This window comes from Tamlana sedimenti (assembly GCF_038148895.1).
Classification (GTDB): Bacteria; Bacteroidota; Bacteroidia; order Flavobacteriales; family Flavobacteriaceae; genus Tamlana.
The window spans coordinates 518,658-538,196 of the sequence record NZ_JBBVGQ010000002.1 but is presented as its reverse complement, the minus strand read 5'-3'; the positions used below and the strand labels follow the sequence as shown (position 1 = coordinate 538,196).

Here is a 19,539-nt window from a genome sequence, read left to right as displayed (position 1 = left end):
CTCGGTTTATTACCCAACCCATTTGGGCAGGGTTTTAATTTGAAATTTTTAATTGAATATTAAATCAATCCCAGAAAAATATATGTAATTTTGGCATTTCAAAAACCGAGCCATACTTTTACAAAAATACATTTAAAAGCGTTGCGTACAAACAACTTTAAAATACTTTTTGCATTAAGTTTTACAGTGTTTATCAACATGTTAAGCTTCGCCCAAGACATCAAAAAACCACAGGATTCTATCAAGCCTGTAGTTCGGGACAGAGCCATAGTAAAAGTAGACAGCTTAATTAATCCAACTCCGCTAGAAAAAGAACAAGACTCTACACTAACCGACTCCATAAAACCTAAAAAAAAGGAACTGCTTGAGCATACGGTAGTATATCACGCTGAAGATTACACTCGATTCAACCAAAAACAACAAAAGCTTTATTTGTACAATCAAGCCAGAATTGACTATGGCGACATGAACATAACGGCCGGCGACATCACCATAGATTACAACAAAAACATCGTTTATGCCAAAGGTATCAAAGATAGTATTGGCAACTACGACCAAAAACCCGTTTTAACCGAGGGCAGCGATGTTGTTGAACCAGATTCTTTGGTTTTTAATACCAAGACCAAAAAGGCACTTATATACAATTCTAAAACGGAACAAGGTGAAGGCACAGTAATAGCGTCGGTTACGAAAAAGGAAAATGATTCGGTGTACTTTTTAAAGAATGCCAAGTACACAACTTCGGAAAATATTGACGACCCTGAATATTACATTAAACTTTACAAAGCCAAAATTGTTCCGGGGAAAAAAATTGTAACCGGGGTGGCAAACTTGTTTATTTATGACGTACCAACTCCATTGGGCTTGCCTTTTGGATTTTTCCCTCAAAGCGAAAAACACACCTCGGGAGTCATTATACCCTCTTTTGGTGAGCAAAACGACCGAGGCTATTTTTTACAAAATGGTGGTTATTATTTTGCCATAAGTGATTATGTTGATTTGGCCGTTTTAGGTGATTATTATACCAATGGAAGTTATGGAACGCGATGGGAAAGCTCCTATAAAAAACGTTACAAATTTAATGGAAATGTTAGCTTTAGGTATGAAAGTTTAATTAGAAGTGAGCGCGGTTTTCCTGATTATGCTAAAAGCACCATCTACAACTTAAGGTGGTCGCATAGTCAAGATTCTAAATCCAACCCAAGTTCCCGCTTTTCTGCCTCCGTTAACTTGGGTAGTAGCAACTATTATCAGTCATCAAACAACCAGGTTAACGTTGCAAACCGATTAAACAATACTTTGGCGTCCTCCGTTTCATATTCAAAAACATTTCAAGGGGAACCCCAAGTGAACCTCAGTTTAACGGCCACACACTCGCAAAACACCCAAACACAGTCCATCAACATGACATTACCGACACTTCAAGGCAGTGTAGGTAGAATGTATCCGTTTGCCTCCAGTACAGGCTCTAAAAAAGGCATTTTTCAAAATATAAACTTTCAGTATAATTTAAGAGGGGAAAATAGAATTGCAACAACAGATTCATTGTTCTTCAAAAAAGAAATGTTTGATGATGCTAAAACAGGACTTCAACACACCATACCACTTAACACCAACTTCAAAATATTCAAATATTTCAGCGTGAGTGCCAGCACAAATTTTAATGAGGTTTGGACCTTTAAAACCATCAATAAATCATATGATTTAGATGAAAATAGAACGGTAACTGAAACCGTTAACGGGTTTGATTCCTATAGAACATACAATTTTAGCACAAGTTTGGGGACCACTATTTACGGTACCAAAAATTTTGAAAAGGAAGGAGAGGATAGGAAATTCAAGGCTATTCGTCATATCATTAGGCCCTCTGTAAGTTACAATATAAACCCAGCTTTCGACCAATATTACGACACCTATGAAGGCGATGAAGTTATTGATGCGGACGGTACTACAAGAAGAGAACTCTTAGAATATACACGGTTTGAACAAGGTGTTTTTGGCACGCCCGGAAAGAATTTTTCAAGTTCCATGGGAATCTCCGTTTCCAACAACCTTGAAGCCAAGGTTCGGGACAAGGACAGTACAGCAACCGAACCCAAAAAGATCATCATTCTTAACAACCTCAATTTTAGCACATCCTATAATTTTGCAGGCGACTCATTGCAATGGAGCCCCGTACGAATGAATGGTGGCACCTCATTGTTCAAAAATAAATTGAGCATCAATTTCAGCGCGACACTAGATCCTTATGCCTTAGATAACAACAATAACAAAATAGATAAATTTAATATTGATAATGGAGGTAGCTTGTTTCGATTAACCGGTGGAAACATTAACGCCAGTTGGTCATTTTCAAGTAAAGGTGGTGGTGCAAAAGACAAAGACAAAAATATTGAAGAAAATCTGAGAGGTGGTGGCCGTGATGATGACATGTTTGGTGTATCAGAAGATTTTTCCGATCAGCAATATAATGAGGATGACAGAAATAGTGGAAATGATGAGACGCCAAGTGAATTTTACAACTTCAGCATACCATGGAGTTTAAGGTTGGCCTATGCCGTAAATTACTCTAACCAAAGGCGCCAAAATGAAATATCATCACATTCGCTTATGTTTTCTGGAGATATCCAATTGTCTACAAAATGGTCGGTTGGTGCATCTTCAGGTTATGACCTCAAAAACCTTGGATTTACGACAACCCAGCTCCGTTTTGAACGTGATTTGTTGAGTTGGCGTATGAATTTTAGCTGGACACCGTTTGGTGCCTACAAATCTTGGAATTTCTTTATTGGCATTAAATCCAACTTGCTTAAAGATCTTAAATACGAAAAACGTCGACAACCAGATATTAGACTTTAGGCAAAACAAATAAAAATAATCAGATGAAAACCATTATCAATACAACCAATGCCCCCGCTCCCATTGGCCCATATAACCAGGCTGTTCTAGTGGGTAATACGCTTTACACCTCTGGGCAAATTGCAATAAACCCTGAAACTGGAAATCTTGTTTTAGATGACATTAAAAAAGAAACCTCCCAAGTGATGCACAACTTAAAAGCCGTTTTGGAGGCTGCCCAAATGACTTTTGAAAACGTTGTTAAGTCTTCCATTTTCATTAGTAATATGGATGATTTTGCATCAATCAACGAAGTTTATGGTAGTTTTTTTAATGAGGCTACCGCACCAGCAAGAGAAACCGTTCAGGTAGCTAAATTGCCTAAAAACGTTAATGTTGAGATTAGCATGATTGCGGTTAAGTAATTGAGGTTACTTCCCTATACAAAAAGTAACTTAAATTGATAATCAATGAGTTATGAGGTTTGGGCAACAAATAGGCAACGAAAACTGTAAAATTGGTGGCAAATAAGAGAAAATGCCTTTGTTTTATTAGAACCTATCTACGAGCAAATATAATCCTTTTTTCCTTGTTTTAGCTCTCAAATTGAGTTCTTGATACTTTGGTAGTTCGGAGCAATAAAGTTTGTCATAAGGCTTTGCAAAGCCGTTCTTGACCATTATTTCGTTTAAGGTGTTGCCGTTAGGCAATACCACATAAGCCAAAGTTCTGCCGTATGGGTCTTGCTCGTTGCCTACTTCTTGAATTAATGTAATTCGCTTTCCAATTTTTGCTTTCTTTCTTAAAAACTCATAAGACTGTTGTGCAAGCTCCATCAAAAAACGACCTGATAAATGGGTTTCTTTTTCGTCTTGCTTTAGTTTTTTGCAAGGTGTTAGTTCTGGTGCATCAATGCCATAAAAACGTATTTCTTCCTCTTTATTTGAGATAATATTCTTTGCGATTATGCCGTCTCCATCTACCACTTTTACTATTTCGTAGTTGGTTTTGATTGTGGTCTGACACTTTACATCTAATTGCTTCATATTGCACCATTTAAGTAATTGATTAACAGTTATTTATGTCGTAAATTTACACTAAATTTTTAACGTATAAAAGCATAATATTATGGCTCGACAAACAGGTCTAATGCGATACTCTGGAACAATGGGCGGAGTTCGCCATTTCAAAATTAAAGGACTGCAAGGCGACTTTGCAGGATTATCAGGTGGTCCATCTGCTGAACAAATTGCAACTGATCCAGCTTTCAAAAGAACTCGTGAGAATATGAACGAATTTGGCGGAAGTGCAATTGCAGGTAAATCCCTAAGAACAAGTATTGCAGGTTTAATCCGAAACAATGGCGATAGCCAAGTTACAGGAAGGATAACCGCAATAATGAAAAAAATCAATCTGGAAGATGGTTCAGAGGCAAGAGGGCAAAGAGCCATTTTAGTAACGGTTGCTCCTCAATACTTAGATGGTTTTGAGTTTAACAAGTACACTGCTTTCAATGGTGCTTTTAACGCTCCTTATACCATTACTCCAACTGCTGCGAGGGATAGTTCAACTTTAGATATTTCTTCGTTTAATCCTTTGGATAGAATGTATATTCCTGCTGGTGCTACTCATTTCAAAATCATCAATGCTATTGCTGTATTGTCGGATTTTGAATATAACAGTACTACTGGAGTTTATGAGCCAAAAGACGGTACTACAAACGGCTTAACAGATGTGCAAGATTCAGGGTATCTCCCTGTAAATGCTGTAACTGGTGCGATTAGTGTTGTAAGTACTTTACCGGGTTCTCCTACTATTTCTGCGGATGTGTCGGTTGTTAATGTGTTGGCGGTGGAATTTTATCAGGAAGTAAACTCAAACTACTACTTATTTGCTCAAGGAAACGCAATGAAAGTAGCCAAGATATTCTAATTCTTCATCAGTGGATTAGATGATTTCGGAAAATCGGGAAAGCCTGCTCATATTGAGTGGGCTTTTTTCGTTTGCACCTTTTTTCCTATAATGGTTAAATAAGGTTTAAATAAGTGTACCTAAACCATAAGACAACCATAGGAAAGGTTTTTTACCTTCTTTTGATGTAACGGTAAAAAATAGCCCTTTTGGCATCATTGATAAGTAGCAAAGTTTCTTTGTATTTTTTCTCTTGCTGCTCTAAAATTTCTAATGCCTTTACTGACTTATTGAAGCCTTTTAAATCGTTTTTGGCTTGCTCTAATCCATTATTTATGGCTTGTTTGCAATCGCCAATGGTAATAAATGGAATAACAGAACCTTTTAAGAAATATTCAAAGGATTTTGCCTTCCATAAGCCGAAACAAAGCGAGTAAAAAAACTGCTTTTCTTCTTCGGTTTTGGCTGTTAAAACAAAGCAATTTGGGCAAGGCTCGGAAAGTGGTTTTCCGCTGTTGTTTCCTTTGCATAGGATGTAAAAATGTGGCTCATTTATTAGAGCTTTTGGGCTGTACGTTTTAAGTGAGAATTTTGCCATTTTGAGATGATTTTGTTTGCTCCGAAATCCCCTCTGACAAAAAATTTTTTGACAAAGAAAAAAACGAAAAAAAAAGAAAGCCATCTCATCAGGTGGTGGAGATTGGACAAGCAAGTTTTTTTGAAAAAATACTATCCTGCCAAAGGCGGATGGAGATTTTTTTAAAAACCCGTAGGGCTTGAACTTGAAGGGCCAATTGTAGCCACCTATTTTTGCTTCCTTTTTTATTCTTTTTGTTAAAACATCTCTTATAATTCTAATCTTAGTTGATACTTCTTCTTTTCAATTCCAATGGGGGTATAATGACCAGAAAAAAATAAACTATACCTTATTTGTGCGGTGGCTGGTGTGTGGCAAGTGTGGTGACTGAACGAAATGGAACGATTGCTTGGGTATGGAATGGAGAAATACTGTATGCTTTTGCAGGGTTGCAAACTTTGCAATCTTTACATTTCTGCAAAGTTTTATTGCGTTGGGGAAAGCATACGGATTGCGTAATGGAATAATGCGTTGGGTATCGTGGAATGGAGAGAAGGCACTACTCTTGCTGGCGTATTAGGCTGTAGTGGGTGCTATGTAGAGAAACGGAATAGTACCTACTAAAAGCCGACACTAAATATCATAGTTTATTTTTTTTCTGACCGCTGAAAGGGTGGTGGGGAATTGTGGTTCTTAGGGTGGGTGCGGTTGGTAAAAACACGGCTCTGGACTGACAAGGACAGCTATGGTGCTGGATACTTAACATAATGTTATTATAGGACTGACTGTGCGGTTGGATGCTTGCATAAGCAGGGGAAAAGGCAGTACTATAATGCCACATTATGTTAATGTAGCTTCCGACATTTTTAATACTGGCATAAGCGAAATGGTGGTGGTGGTTGGAATGTAGCGGCTTTTTGTTTGGGCTGTGGAGGGTTGGCAACAGCTCTTTGCTTTTTTAGTTTATACCGCTAAAAAAAATATGCTTTAAACAAAAAAGCAATGTGCTGTATAGCGTGGAGAACAGCCCACACAAAAAGTATGACAGTTTAAAAATGGCGGCAGTACCATAGTATGCACTGAAGCGTTGGCATTACTCACGACAATTTTATTTTTTATAAGGTGTTCGTGAATGCTTACGCATTTGTGCGGTTGGCAGTGCATAAGCCGTGTTTTGTGCGGTGGCTGGGTGGGTCTTTTTTCCGTATAAATATCTAATTTGAGTGTTAAGGAAGCATACAAGAGAGTGAATATTTAAAAATATATCAATATATTTGCGAAGTGAAAAATTAAATAAACATACAAGAGAGCAATTTTTAAATGTTAATAACTGTTTATAAATTGATAAAAAGAAGTTGTATGATAATTAAAAGAAAAGATATATATTTGTAAAATGAAATTGAAGTTTATAAAATCAGAGGATATTGATAAGAATGTAAAATGTGCAATACATAAAACAGGTAAACTTGGTTTTAGTAGTAATGCAATTGACAAATTATCTTTAAGTACAGATAAGACAGTAAGTATAGCAATTAATGAAGAAGATAAAGAGGATGAAAATCTTTATGTAGTCGTTAATGAAAATGCACAAGAGAGTGCATTTAAGCTAAGTAAGGCTGGTAATTATTTTTATATTAATACGAAAGCACTTTTTGATAGCTTCGGTATTGACTATAGGAATGAAAAAATTATCTACGATATTGTAGATTTTGAATACGAAGGAGAAAAAATGTACAAACTAATAAAAAGAGTGATAAAGAAGAAGGAAAGAAAATAACAAAAAAAAAACGAGATTGTTGGTACCAGTCTCGCTTTTCTATGGGAATATTTTATGCTGTGTCGGCAATCAAATCGGGCTACTTCACCCTGATTATTTCCCTTTTATTGTTTAGCAAAGATAAACATATTTTTTTATTTATGCTAAATAATTCGTACCAGGTTAACCTATACCTGAATAGGATTTTAGTAATATAAAATTTTATAAAAAATGAATTATTTTTTTAACAGAAAGTCAAGTGGCGGATCATTTGACGAAAGTACAGTAAATGCCGTATGGCAAAAAGGACAAATTGTAGTGGGTTATGATTCTAATCTATACAGAAAAGATTCTTGCGGAGCTTGGATGACAAGGTCACAGTATGGAAATACAAATTCTGAATATGGATGGGAGATTGACCATATTAAACCTTCCAGTTTAGGAGGTTCTGATGCTTTGTATAATTTGCAACCTTTGCAATGGGAGAATAACAGAAGTAAATCTGATAATTGGCCTCATTGGTCTTGCAAGGTAAAAGCTGCATAAAATTTAAGGGAGTCGAAAGACTCCCTTTTTTATAATCATACTTTACCCTTTAAACTTCGTTGCCAAATAATTCATACTTACTGTTCTGCTTACTTCGTTATGCGGTAATATTAAATACACCCACTTTTTTCCTTCATTGGCTGCTGTGTATTCAGAAGCGTATTTGCAGAAGCGGTCTGCTGCTACTTTTTTGGCTAATACGGTTTCGTCTTCGGTTTGGTCTGAACGCTTTACTTCAAGCATATAAATGGTGCTTTCAGTTTCTACAATGAAGTCAGGCTCATACCTTTTTGAGTTGTTATCCCAATAAATCCTGAATTGGTTGGGTGCTGGTCTTAACCACTTGATAACTGTTGCATCATTTTCTAATACAAAGGCTAAATCTTGTTCGGCTTTACTATCAAACTTGTATTCGAAATGACAGGCTTTTTCAAATCCTCTAAATACATATTTAGGTATCATATTCGTAGGGCTCACAATGTCTCGATAGTCTTTGTAGCCTGCATTTACCAATGAAGAAAAACTCCATTGCTCTATGCGTATAAATGGAAATACTCTTGGGGCAACATAATCTGCTGAATGCAACTGAAAGTGCTGTTTCATTTGATTATAAACCTTTTCCGCTATGGCTGCTTTGAATTGGAAGATTGCCGAAGGCAATTCTTCTTCGTTGCTTATATTGGCTTTGATAGCTTCGTAGGCTTGGGTGGCTAAATGATACAATAAGTCTGCATTTTCATCATAATCAATTTCTGGGTAATCAATCAATTCTGCAATGATGAGTTTGATAGGATTGCCATACGAACCGCTTGATTTTGCTTTGAGTGTTTCTACTTGCTTATCTTTTAAACCCATTCGGATAATCTCTTGCTCTAAGGCTTGGAAATTGAACCCTGTAATGTCTAAATCAAATTGTTTGAACTCGGCTCTTGTTTCGCCTTGCACCAAGTCCATACGTGGTATTTCAATGATATTCTTTTTGTATTCTGTTACCATTGTGTCATAAATCACTTTGGCTTCTTCTACAATTTGAGCTGCAAATAGATTCCCTTGTCCTTCGGATAGGTTTTTTTCTACTTGCCTTATTACTTTACGCTTAACTTCTTCTTTGCTTAAATCTTCTACTCTTCTAACTTCGGGTAAACTTCCAAAATCAGGAAGTACATTGATTATTGCTTTTTTAGCATCTAAGTTGTTTTGTGCCTTTTGTTTATCTTGTGGGTTGACAATGACATTGATTTTCTCTTGCTCCTTTACAAAGGTTTGCTCCATTACGGGTTGAGAAGTAATTACTACGGTTTTGGTAGATAAATCTTCTTCGGCTATTTCTACAAAACTCATTTTGTTAAGTACCGAATTAGGGTCTTGGGCTGCTTCAATAACGGCATTGAAGTTTTCGTGAGCTACTACTGTTAATTTATCAATTTTATCTACTCCCGTTCGTTTGCCCTCATAAGGTAATCTTAACCCTCTACCAATGGTTTGTTCTACTAAAACACCTGCATTGGCGGCACGAAGTGGCACAATGGTATAGAGATTGGTTACATCCCAACCTTCTTTGAGCATATTTACGTGGATAACAATTTCTATTTCATTATCTGGACTTTCTAATGAAATAAACTGTTGCTCTATATCCTCTTCTTTCTTAGTTGATGAATCTATTTGTAACACTTTGCCTTTGTATTGGCCATCATAAAACCCGTCTGTATTGATGAGTTCGTATATTTCTTTGGCGTGGGATATGTCTTTACAAACTACTAAAATGAAAGGTTTTACCAATTTCACTTCGTTGTTTATGGAATAGATTTCCAGTTCGTTTTTCGTGTCTTGGTGTATGCTTATGGCATCTTCTAATTTGATGATTTCAACTTCACGATCACTTAAAGAGCCTTTTTGGAAATTCTTACGAGTGGCAATAGCCGGGTTCTTTACATACTTGCCATCTGACAAGGCTTGGGCTAAGGAATATTCAAACACTATATTTTTAAACTGCTTGCCTTTTTCGTCAAATGGGGTTGCTGTCATTTCTATACCTAAAATGGGCTTTAGCTCATTGATGGCATTTTTAGAAGCATCTGCGTGGTAGCGGTGTGCTTCGTCCATTAGAATGACTAAATCTTCCAAACCTGATAAATATTCCCAATAGGACTGCCCTAAATATTCTGATAGTCTTTTGATTTTTGGAGCTAAAGAAACGCCACCTTTTCGTGTACCTCTATTATCGGAATTGAACTTGGCAATATTGAAAATATTGATGCGAATTTCGGAATCTGAAAATAATGCACCTTGTTGTGCATAGTTGTCGCCTGTAATTACTACGGGTCTGTTGTGTACAAATTCAGATATGCCATTAAACACATATTTGTGACAGGCAGGATTGCCAAAATCTTCTATGAGTTTGTCGTAAATGGTAAGGTTGGGAGCTAAAATAAAAAAGTTCTTAACACCTTTTTGCAAGTATAAATAGGCTACAATAGCACCCATTAATCGGGTTTTACCTACACCTGTGGCAATAGAAAAAGCAATGGAAACAAAGTCCCTTTCAAAATCGGTACAAGTAGGAAAATGAGCTTTTACTTTTTCTAATTCTGCTGCTAAATCAACTTCTTTTTTTAGCTCTAATTCTTGACAAAGTTGAGCCACAATATCGAGTGAATCTTGAAGCGGTTCACGAAGTGATAAGCGTTGTTTTATATTATTGGCAATTGTATTCATATCCTAATTTTAAAATAATGAGGTTTGGTCGTCTGACTTATTTTTATCTCTAATGGCTTGTACGCTGATTTCTTCTATACTATCGTCTGCATCTTCGTTGTTATCTTCTTCAGGCATATTGATAATATTTAAGCTATAATCTTCTTTACCATATTCGCATCTGCCTAAAAGCATTAAAGGAATTTTCTTGATGGTGATGTTGCCAAACTTGCCTTTGCATTCTTTTTGGAAAGACTTACAACAAATGAGCAATGTTTCGCCTGGTTGCATTTCGTCTTTGATGCTGTCTAAGGCTTCTAAGGTTAGAAATTGGGTAGTAGTAAAAATAAAATCTTGCTCACTGCTTTGCCCTTGTTTCCAATAGCTGCTTTCGTGGGGTTGGTATTTAAAACCCTCTTGCTTTGCCATTGCTGCTGCCAACATATCAGCATTGTACTCTTGGCTTATGACCCAATTGCCAAACTTATCTTGCTTTAATAAACTGGGTGCAAGGGTATAGAATTTGAAACCGCCACCACCTTGCCAATTTACATCTTTGGTAATACCCGCCTTGTCTTCGTTTTTGATTATTTTTTTAAATCGTGGATAACAATGTGTTTTGGCGTGTTCTCCTAATTCTACCGTAATCCAATTCCTGTTCATCTTGTGAGCTACTGCCGCTGTTGTTCCAGAACCTGCGAATGAATCTAAAACCAAATCATTTTCATTTGTAGTTAAGTCAAGCACTTTCTTTATTAGCAATTCAGGCTTTTTTCCATTTGGAAATTTTACACCACCCTCTTTAGTTAAGTTGTTTAATGGAAAACCGTCCCAGTAAGTGCCTGCCTTTTCTAATTTTACTAACCTATTTCTCTTTTTTACACAAATATCACTAAGCCAAGCAATTTGGTCTCTGTTATTACCTTTGTAATAGACAGTTGTCATTTTATTCTTATTTCTACCTGAACGAGGCACATAGTCAATTGAAAAGAAATCACCTAACCCTTCTGTAGCTTCCATAACCCTTGTTCTAATTGAACTTTGTGCATTAGTATCTCTGAAAATTTTATCAAAATACTTTACGTAACATTCTTCCTCTGTTAAATTGTCCTTTTTCATTAGTTCAGGAATGGTTTGATAGGTAATGTTATTATGACGGTATATTTTAATTACTTCACCTGAGCCATCAACTGTGTCTTTTAGAAATTCACGTTCATTAATACCATTTAAAACTCTTGTGTATTTCCAGCTTTTACCTGCATCTCGCATTTCATTTATGACTTCAAACAAATCTGTTTCATCATAAACAGGGTTAAAAGATTCGAATTTTGTTATGTTTTTAGCATAGATAAGAATATACTCTATATTCTTTTTTAGTTTTTTATCTTCACCACCACCACTTGCACCAGCAGTCTGTTTCATTTTAACAGATACTTGATTAATGAAATTTTGTCTTCCGAATATTTCATCCATCATTACTCTACAATACGCTATTTCATTGTCATCTAATTGAACTAAAATAGTACCATCATTTGCTAACAACTTTTGAAGATGGGTAAGACGAGAATGCATCAAACTCAACCAAAGCGAATGTTCTACGCCATCATCATAATGCTCAAAGGCGTTGCCAGTATTATAAGGAGGGTCTATATAAATACACTTTACTTTGCCCGCATAGTCTTGTTCAAGGGCTTTTAGTGCAAGTAGGTTGTCTCCGTGTATGAGCATATTGGGGCTATTGGGGTCGCCATAGCTGTACTCTGGGTTTTCTATGAGAATACGAGGTTCGAGCTTTGGTTCTTCGCCTTTGCCTATCCAAGTGAGTTCGAGTTTTTGGAGTTGTTTTTTATTGCTCATTGTCGTTTATATTTTGATTAGCTAAATGATTCATTTTAGCCTGTATTATCTTCATTTTTAATTCTTCTGAATAGTCATACTCATATAAAATAGAAGTAACTATTTCCTTTAATAAATCTCGGTCTATAATATTATCTGCTACATCTACCACAATATTTTCCATTTCTAAAATGAATTTATCTACTAAGCCTTGAAGGTTGTTTACAGTAAGAAAATAAGCTGCTACTGCAATTGATGACCTTTTATTGCCATCATTGAAACAGTGATTTTTATTAAATGAAAAAATGAGATGTGTTACTTTATCTTCCAGTTCAGGGTAATAAAAGTCGTTTTGAACGTGGTCAAGAGTACTATCTATTAAGCCACTATCTCTAATACCCATAAAGCCACCCGATCCACGAATGATATTATCGTGTACCTCAATAGTAAATTCAACTGTAAAGTATTGAAACGCCATCTTTATCTATCTTTTAAGCGTTTAAAAACTTCTAACAATTCAGGGTTTTCAATTACCCTGTCTATTAAAGATTTGCTCTTATCTCCAAGGAAACGGCTGTAATCTTCTTTGCTTAAAGCACCAATATAATTTTCAAGTCTTTTGTGAATGACATTACGCAAACCATAATCACGAGAAGCCATTTTGGTACAAGCATCTTCAATTAGTGGTATCCAATGCCTTTTCTTTGAAAATCGCATTATTAAGACATTCAATTCAGAGGGTGTAAGTTTTCTACCCAGCTGCTCTGATTTTTCCTTCATTTCATCAGCAATACCAACCTCAAAAGAAGCTATTAGCTTTAATACTTCGGCATACATTGTATCTCTTGGATTGTCCTTTTCTTCAAGATTTAATATCGCCTTGTATTCTTTTGCGTTTTCTTTAAAAATGGCTTGGTAAATGGCATCTGTATAAACGGCATATTTATAAGTGCCCATTTCTAAGTAGAGATTAAGAGCACTGGTAAACTCTTTTCTATATATGGGTTCTCGGGTAATGGCTACCAAAAACTCTTCATCACGTTGGTTTATGAATTTTGTTGAACCGCCAATTTTTTGGTTAAGTGTATCAATTACAATATCTAAAATCTTACTTCTTAATCTCTTAGCATTTTCACTTTCTGAAAGCAACATTGCAATATTTAAAAAAGCCCTGAAATTGAATACCGCCAAACTTTTAAGACGCTTAAATGATTGATTATCAGTATCTTGTTTTGACAGAGGGAAATCAGTTTCCTTCTGTGAAAGGTCGTCAGCAGAAGTAAGTAATGGACCGAATAAGTCCTTAAACTCTTTCAATTTTTGACCCTTAATCACTTGATAACCATTATGTTTTACTTCATCTTCGTTTTCGTTAAGAATATTTGTTAAAGTACGAGTAGTAACATCAAAAAAATCAGCAACCATTTTGGATGTAAAAAGATATTCGCCTTCATATAAAAGTCCTACTAATCCGATATGAACTTGTATTTTCTCAATCGCCTCTGTATTGTTGAGAATATTTTGCCTGTCTATTGCAGATTTTGTTAAGTCTTTCATATTATATCATCTTCCATTTAATGGTGAATAATTCTGTGGTATTAACTTCTTGCTTTAAACGCCTTTCAATCTCGTCTAATAGGTTTTCCTTGCGGTCGTCTATGGTATCTTGGGCTTCAAAAAGGTGTTGACGTTTTTCACTTCGTTTCTTCTCTAAATCCTTAATGGCCCTTTGGGCTTTTACTTTGGCTTCCAGATTCAACATTTTTTTAGCTTCTGATTTACGCAGTTTTATTTCTGCATCTAAGTCTTTGATTTCCTTATCCAAACTCAACTTCATATCGTCTGCCCATTGGTCGAGCTTATCCATTTCGGTATCAAAAAAGTCTTTGTTACGGTTGGCATTATCTGAAATAACGCTTTGCGTTTCGCTGTACAATACTTCTTCTAAGGTCTTCTTAATATCATCTGGAGCATAAAGCGTTTGCCCTTCTGTAGCTTGAATAGAAAAGAAGCGTTGGGCTATTTCGTTATCAATGGTTTCGCCATTATCGGTAATGCAAGCCGTGATTAAAAAATCTTCAAACTCAAAAGAATTGATTTCTAAATGACTTACCTGCAACCAACCCGATTGACCTATGTAGTTTTCAAGTGCTGTTACTTTGGTAGGCGTGTTGGAATAATCAAAGGTCAATTCTTTTGGTGCTGTATTGAGTTGCTTACAAGCTCCTAAAATTTCTTTGGCTAACTTATGACCAACTCTATAAATATTGGTATCATCAGGCACATCAATATCTGATTTTCGCTGCCCTTGTTTGGGCTTCAAAATCATATAAGGTCCTTGATGAATAGATACATTAGGAAATGGATTTTTCTTTAAGGTAAACGTGTAGTTGTCATCATCAAACTGGGCTGAGCTGTTTAGATAGAATTTTGTGGTATCCCATAATCGTTCTTCAAAACGGTTCAGGTTTTCGGTACTTTCAAAAAGATTGGTTTTGAGTTTTTCTCTTACTTCTTCATCAAAATTTTCAATAAGCACTTTTCTTGTTTCCTGTACTTTTTCGGAAATGTCAGGCTTTAATTCTTGTTGTAAATCATCAAAAGCCGTTTGTATTTCTTCTGTGGTTCGGCATTGCTGATAGATTGTAGCGATTCTTTTTTCAAAATCTACACCATTACCAATACTTCCTAAAACTTCATCAGAAGCCCCAAAAACGCCATCAAATAAGCGGAATTTTTGGTCTAATAATTCATAAACACGCTGGTCTGCTGCATTGGCTTTGTTGAGGAAATTGATAACTACAACATCATATTTTTGACCGTAACGATGGCATCTACCAATACGTTGCTCAATACGTTGGGGATTCCAAGGCAGGTCGAAGTTTATTACTAAAGAACAAAACTGTAAGTTGATACCTTCTGCAGCTGCTTCGGTTGCCACCATTATTGTAGCTTCATCTTTGAAATAATCAACAATGGCAGCTCTTTTATCGGCAGTTAATGATCCTGTTAAAATATCAGTACCCTTATGCTTTTTTAGGTAAGCTGCATAAATCTCTTTTGATTTTGCGTCTGCATTGCTACCGTTGAATTTAACCACCTTATCGGCATATCCTCTTGCTTCTAAAAGGTTGCAAATAAAATCTTGTGTTCTTCTGGACTCTGTAAAGATTAAGGCTTTTTGATTAGCACCTAATGACTCTAAGGCGGTGAACCCTCTTTCTAAGGCTGTAAAAAGTTGCTCCGCTTTCGAGTTTTTTCTAATGCGTTGAGCTAATGCTCTAAACTTTTCTAAGTCGGCTAATTCACTTTTAACTTCTTCAATTTCTTCTTCTGTATAAACTACTTCCTCAAAATTATCTTCGGCTTCACTTTCATCTTCCTCTTCGCTTTCCCATTCGTCTTGAATTTCATCATAGGTTTCAAAATCAATGGTCATTTCATCTTCTTCCTCAATCGCATTATGGTTGGTAATGATGTTTTCCAAACGCTTGACTAAGGCATCTAAAGTGCCATAAATAGCATAAGTAGAAGATGCTAAAAGTTTACGAAGTATTAAGGTCATTAATTGCCTTTGACTGAAAGGCAAAGCATATAATTTTGGTCTTTGTAAATAGTCCGTTACCCAATTATAAAGGGTTGTTTCATCCTCATTAGGGAAATACTCCTGTACTAAAGGCTTACGCTCGGTGTATTTGATGTATTCTAAAACTTGTCTTCTTAAAGTACGTTTGCAAATAGGCTGTAAACGGTTTCTTAAATCTGTATAGTTTTCTTCATCTATATTCCTACTAAACTGACTTTTGAAGCTTTTTAAGTCGCCAAAAATGTAGGGGTCAATTAGACTAACTAAACCGTACAACTCTAAAATAGAGTTTTGCAAAGGTGTTGCGGTAAGCAATACTTTTTTGCAATGGTCTAAGGCATCTTTGATGCCGTTGCCTATTTTATTTGAGGGTTTATAAACATTGCGTAAGCGATGTGCTTCGTCAATAATTACTAAATCCCAATTGATATGTTTAAGATAAGGTGCTTTGTTTTTAGCAAAATGATAAGAACAAATAATTATGGTATCTTCTTGGTTGAAAGGGTTTAGATTTCCTTCTTTAATTAAGTTGTTAAATGACTTTGCTTCCAGAATAACGGAAGGCAAATAGAATTTATCTGCCAACTCTCTGTTCCATTGCTTACGCAAGTTGGAAGGACCAATAATCAACAATTTCCTTTTTCTTTCAGCCCATTGCTGCGATAGAATGATTCCGGCTTCAATGGTTTTTCCTAAACCTACTTCATCAGCCAAAACAGCACCTTTAGATAATGGTGATTTAAAAGCAAAAAGTGCTGCATCTACTTGATGAGGGTTTAAGTCCACCTGAGCATCCTGTAAGGATGCTGTTAATTTGCCAATATCATTGGCTGGTAATTGCCTTGTTAAATCATAGGCAAAATATTTAGCGTGGTATGCTGATAGTTTATTCACCTATAATATTGTTTAATGCTATTCTTATTGCTTTTTCTGCTTGTGGCTCATTTTCTACTAAATGAGCAACTTGGTCTGCTAACCATAAGGCAATTAATTCTTCTGGGTTGATGTTGAATAATTGAGCAAGAGCCAAAACGTGTTCTCGTTTTGCGGTTTTTTCTCCTCTTTCAATTTTACTTACAAGAGCTGTGTCAACGTCTAATTCAGCCGCAATGTGCCGAAGTAACATTTCCCTTTCTTCTCTTGTACTTCTAATTAAATCCCCGAATTTGTTCATCACTTATGTTTGTTTGAAATCAATTTGTTGATTATTGACAAATGTACAACAAACAAAAGAAAAACGAACCAAAAACTATTGCGGAGTTTTCAACATTAAATAACTTTTCGATAATGCCCTGTCTTTGGTTTCTCCAAAAGCATTGGTACAGAGTTGTTTAGAAAATCATCAACTGACCTTTCTGATAAGCCCAACTTTTTACCAATGGCAACTGCTTCTTTGCGTTGAAATTCTTGTGGTAACTGGTCTAATAGCTGTTTTTTGTTGTTGGGCATCTTGTACAGAATAGGGTCTTTGTTTTCTTCCAGATTGTTGAACATTAAAAGACTGTGTTGCAAATAGACTTCTGAAAGCATTAAAGATGCTTCAAAGTCATCATCAGTACAGGTTACATCTTTTGAGCAATCGCCATTTTCAAACTTCCGTAAGGAAGTGAAAATCATACAAAAGCGGTAAAGGATTAAGCCCAAGCGAAATACCACACTTGCTGCATCTTCGCCTGTAAAAATCACTACGTTTTTGAGCTTGTCGAAAAAAACTTGATTGAGTTTATTCCATTGGTTCTGTGTTAAAAATACTTCGGTTGGGTACTGGTTTAAAAAATCAACAATCTTGAGTACTTCGATTGATAATGCTTCAAAGTGGTCGTTGTAAACTATTCCGCCTGGTCTTGGTGATGGGTCTTGCCAAATGATTTCGTTTTTGAAGGCGTAGAATATAAAGCGACTAAACAAACCATCTTCTGCCGAAGCGATTAGCTTAGGCACTTGGGCAGGTGTGCCTGACAAGGCCACCGCCAATTGAGGGTGTTTTATTTCTAAAAGTTCACGGTTGATTTTTCTTGCTGCTGATATTTTTTCGTGATGAAATGCAGCTCTCATTATATGAGAATAGTTGCCCCAATCTTGTTTGTTCGCTCCACTCATTGCATCTGCTTCTGTTTCGCAAATAATGCCTTTGCCGTCATTGTCTTGTAGTATCTGCATCATCATTGCTTGACTACAATCGGCAGGAATAAAGAGTAGTTTAAAAACTGGTTCTTTTGGTTTTTCAGGTATTGGGTCGTCTTTCTTCCGTTTACTTAATTGGGCTTTGTACTCAATCATTTCATTTTCGTGCTGTTCTTTAGCTTGTTTGCTACTTTCCACCATTCTTTCGTGGATTTTATCGCCTAATCTTTTGGCATTTTTCAAAACCCCTTTACCACTTGCTGCTGGAGCGATGATAAAAGAAAACAAATGCGGATAAACTCTTTCTTGATGATATACGCCTTGAACATCAGGCAAACAACCACTAATAATACACAAGGCACTGGTTAGAAAAACATCTCTTTTACGTGGGTCATTGTCAAATGCTCTTGCACCATCTTGGAATAAATTAGGCATCAAATTGATGGCTTCTATTGGAATGGTAGGCGTAGTTTTGAGGTAGTCTTCTGTGGTGTCGTTTGTGATTTCCTTTTTTTGCGAACCTGCAAGGTTTGCAAACTTGCCAAACTCTGCTGCATTATTTTGATAGGCACTTTCGATTGATTTGCGAATTTCGGTTTGGTTTTCGTGGTTGAAATTTGATGTAATCAAATGTTCTGCCTCTGGGTGTGGAATACCTCTACGATTGCAATTACAAGCCAACTGATATAAATAGTTGTTTCGGTTGCCATTATTGTAGGTCATTATCCTATTAGTGAAACTAACACATTCATCAAATATGGAATTGAACGAATTTTGAGCTGGCTCAAAAAGAGTTTCGCTTAAAGGAGCTTGCTCCTGCAAAGCAATTTCAAAAATGCTTGCACTTTCATTTAAAAAGGCGTTTGGGTCGTCAGACACAAAACAAAGCCTTGTAATGTCTTTACATTTTGGGTCGGCTTCAATACCAATTTCCTTTTCATAAAAGGCTTGTACTTGCTTATATGCTTGCTCGTGGTTGTCTTGGTCGGTGTTTACTTTGATAAAGATTTTTAAGCCATCACCACTTGGGCTTGTGAAACAAGCAAAAGTGAAAGGAATTTTGACCGCAAGGTCAAAAGCCTGTTGCAATTCTTCGGGTGTGAGTTTATCAAAATCAAGATGAACGCAACCGCTGTAAGTGGTGAGTAACTCTTTTTTTCTGCCGTCTTTAAAAGTAGCTGAAGGCGTGAACGCCAAAAGCTCTTTTTTGAGTTGGTCGGCTCTTTCGGGTTTGCCCATACCTTTAGCCATACGAATAGATTTTATGCTATCGTGGTAAGTGCCAGATATGATATTAGAAATGATTGAGGAAAGTGAAACGTCCTCAATAGGTATATTGAAATTTTTATAAGTCGTTATTGTTGTCATCAGTGGAAATTTTAAGGTTATTGATAGTATTTGCAGGAATGGTACTTTTATGGAGTAGATCCATAATGTCGGAAAGACGGTAGTAGATTTTATTGCCTACTTGTGAATAGGCAATTACATTTGCGGTACGCCAATAAGCTGCGGTCCGCTTGCTTATGTTCATAATCTGGAGGAACTCCTGATTGTCGTACCAAATTTGGTCGGGTTCAGTTCTTTGCTTTTGTTTTAAAGTCAAAGAAATTTCATCTAAACGCTGTTTGATGTCTTGTACCTCTTCTTCGGAAAATCTATAAAAGCCCATAA

15 protein-coding genes are annotated in these 19,539 nt (G+C 36.2%); 5 read left to right on the top strand and 10 right to left on the bottom strand.

Features of this window, described 5'->3' with window-relative positions:
• Positions 1-90 precede the first annotated feature (90 nt).
• A complete protein-coding gene (locus WJN01_RS08280) occupies positions 91-2,859 on the top strand; it encodes a putative LPS assembly protein LptD (RefSeq protein ID WP_445196682.1) in 2,769 nt (922 codons plus the stop codon).
• Positions 2,860-2,882: 23 nt separating this feature from the next.
• Positions 2,883-3,263, top strand: a complete 381-nt coding sequence (locus WJN01_RS08275) for a RidA family protein (protein ID WP_445196681.1) — start codon at positions 2,883-2,885, stop codon at positions 3,261-3,263.
• 126 nt (positions 3,264-3,389) lie between these two features.
• Here WJN01_RS08275 and WJN01_RS08270 read toward each other — a convergent pair whose 3' ends face one another.
• On the bottom strand, positions 3,390-3,884 hold the full coding sequence (locus WJN01_RS08270; protein ID WP_445196680.1) for a thermonuclease family protein: 495 nt from the start codon (positions 3,882-3,884) through the stop codon (positions 3,390-3,392).
• Between the two features lie 82 nt (positions 3,885-3,966).
• On the opposite strand from WJN01_RS08270, the gene WJN01_RS08265 reads away from it, so the two are divergent.
• A complete protein-coding gene (locus tag WJN01_RS08265; RefSeq protein WP_445196679.1) occupies positions 3,967-4,770 on the top strand; it encodes a hypothetical protein in 804 nt (267 codons plus the stop codon).
• Positions 4,771-4,921: 151 nt separating this feature from the next.
• Here WJN01_RS08265 and WJN01_RS08260 read toward each other — a convergent pair whose 3' ends face one another.
• Positions 4,922-5,347, bottom strand: coding sequence for a DUF6943 family protein (locus WJN01_RS08260; protein WP_445196678.1), 426 nt, complete (start codon positions 5,345-5,347; stop codon positions 4,922-4,924).
• A 1,372-nt stretch (positions 5,348-6,719) separates the two neighbouring features.
• On the opposite strand from WJN01_RS08260, the gene WJN01_RS08255 reads away from it, so the two are divergent.
• Both WJN01_RS08255 and WJN01_RS08250 read left to right on the top strand, forming a co-directional pair.
• Complete coding sequence (locus WJN01_RS08255; RefSeq protein WP_445196677.1) at positions 6,720-7,103, top strand: hypothetical protein; 384 nt, start codon at positions 6,720-6,722, stop codon at positions 7,101-7,103.
• 210 nt (positions 7,104-7,313) lie between these two features.
• Positions 7,314-7,628 carry an HNH endonuclease signature motif containing protein gene (locus WJN01_RS08250; RefSeq protein WP_445196676.1) on the top strand — a complete coding sequence of 105 codons (315 nt, stop codon included), beginning with the start codon at positions 7,314-7,316 and terminating at the stop codon, positions 7,626-7,628.
• A gap of 42 nt (positions 7,629-7,670) precedes the next feature.
• Here the strand turns inward: WJN01_RS08250 and WJN01_RS08245 are convergent, their stop codons facing one another.
• From WJN01_RS08245 to WJN01_RS08210, 8 genes are all read right to left on the bottom strand, one after another.
• Positions 7,671-10,343, bottom strand: coding sequence for a DEAD/DEAH box helicase (locus tag WJN01_RS08245; protein ID WP_445196675.1), 2,673 nt, complete (start codon positions 10,341-10,343; stop codon positions 7,671-7,673).
• 9 nt (positions 10,344-10,352) lie between these two features.
• On the bottom strand, positions 10,353-12,179 hold the full coding sequence (locus WJN01_RS08240) for a site-specific DNA-methyltransferase (RefSeq protein ID WP_445196674.1): 1,827 nt from the start codon (positions 12,177-12,179) through the stop codon (positions 10,353-10,355).
• Complete coding sequence (locus WJN01_RS08235) at positions 12,169-12,636, bottom strand: type II toxin-antitoxin system death-on-curing family toxin (RefSeq protein ID WP_445196673.1); 468 nt, start codon at positions 12,634-12,636, stop codon at positions 12,169-12,171. The genes WJN01_RS08240 and WJN01_RS08235 overlap by 11 nt, the downstream gene beginning before the upstream one ends.
• A 2-nt stretch (positions 12,637-12,638) precedes the next feature.
• Positions 12,639-13,715, bottom strand: coding sequence for a DNA-binding protein (locus WJN01_RS08230; RefSeq protein WP_445196672.1), 1,077 nt, complete (start codon positions 13,713-13,715; stop codon positions 12,639-12,641).
• Between the two features lies 1 nt (position 13,716).
• Positions 13,717-16,638 (bottom strand): SNF2-related protein, encoded by a 2,922-nt coding sequence (locus WJN01_RS08225; protein ID WP_445196671.1) that lies wholly within the window; start codon positions 16,636-16,638, stop codon positions 13,717-13,719.
• Complete coding sequence (locus tag WJN01_RS08220; RefSeq protein ID WP_445196670.1) at positions 16,631-16,918, bottom strand: helix-turn-helix domain-containing protein; 288 nt, start codon at positions 16,916-16,918, stop codon at positions 16,631-16,633. Before WJN01_RS08220 ends, WJN01_RS08225 begins: the two co-directional genes overlap by 8 nt.
• A 95-nt stretch (positions 16,919-17,013) precedes the next feature.
• On the bottom strand, positions 17,014-19,236 hold the full coding sequence (locus tag WJN01_RS08215; protein WP_445196669.1) for a DUF3987 domain-containing protein: 2,223 nt from the start codon (positions 19,234-19,236) through the stop codon (positions 17,014-17,016).
• Positions 19,214-19,537: a helix-turn-helix domain-containing protein gene (locus WJN01_RS08210; protein ID WP_445196668.1), complete on the bottom strand. Its 324-nt coding sequence runs from the start codon at positions 19,535-19,537 to the stop codon at positions 19,214-19,216. Before WJN01_RS08210 ends, WJN01_RS08215 begins: the two co-directional genes overlap by 23 nt.
• Between the last annotated feature and the right edge of the window lie 2 nt (positions 19,538-19,539).

Excerpts from the sequence above, each read along its gene's own strand:
- WJN01_RS08275 (WP_445196681.1), top strand. The coding sequence starts at position 2,883 with ATGAAAACCATTATCAATACAACCAATGCCCCCGCTCCCATTGGCCCA.
- WJN01_RS08270 (WP_445196680.1), bottom strand. The coding sequence starts at position 3,884 with ATGAAGCAATTAGATGTAAAGTGTCAGACCACAATCAAAACCAACTAC.
- WJN01_RS08265 (WP_445196679.1), top strand. The coding sequence starts at position 3,967 with ATGGCTCGACAAACAGGTCTAATGCGATACTCTGGAACAATGGGCGGA.
- WJN01_RS08260 (WP_445196678.1), bottom strand. The coding sequence starts at position 5,347 with ATGGCAAAATTCTCACTTAAAACGTACAGCCCAAAAGCTCTAATAAAT.
- WJN01_RS08255 (WP_445196677.1), top strand. The coding sequence starts at position 6,720 with ATGAAATTGAAGTTTATAAAATCAGAGGATATTGATAAGAATGTAAAA.
- WJN01_RS08250 (WP_445196676.1), top strand. The coding sequence starts at position 7,314 with ATGAATTATTTTTTTAACAGAAAGTCAAGTGGCGGATCATTTGACGAA.
- WJN01_RS08245 (WP_445196675.1), bottom strand. The coding sequence starts at position 10,343 with ATGAATACAATTGCCAATAATATAAAACAACGCTTATCACTTCGTGAA.
- WJN01_RS08240 (WP_445196674.1), bottom strand. The coding sequence starts at position 12,179 with ATGAGCAATAAAAAACAACTCCAAAAACTCGAACTCACTTGGATAGGC.
- WJN01_RS08235 (WP_445196673.1), bottom strand. The coding sequence starts at position 12,636 with ATGGCGTTTCAATACTTTACAGTTGAATTTACTATTGAGGTACACGAT.
- WJN01_RS08230 (WP_445196672.1), bottom strand. The coding sequence starts at position 13,715 with ATGAAAGACTTAACAAAATCTGCAATAGACAGGCAAAATATTCTCAAC.
- WJN01_RS08220 (WP_445196670.1), bottom strand. The coding sequence starts at position 16,918 with ATGAACAAATTCGGGGATTTAATTAGAAGTACAAGAGAAGAAAGGGAA.
- WJN01_RS08215 (WP_445196669.1), bottom strand. The coding sequence starts at position 19,236 with ATGACAACAATAACGACTTATAAAAATTTCAATATACCTATTGAGGAC.
- WJN01_RS08210 (WP_445196668.1), bottom strand. The coding sequence starts at position 19,537 with ATGGGCTTTTATAGATTTTCCGAAGAAGAGGTACAAGACATCAAACAG.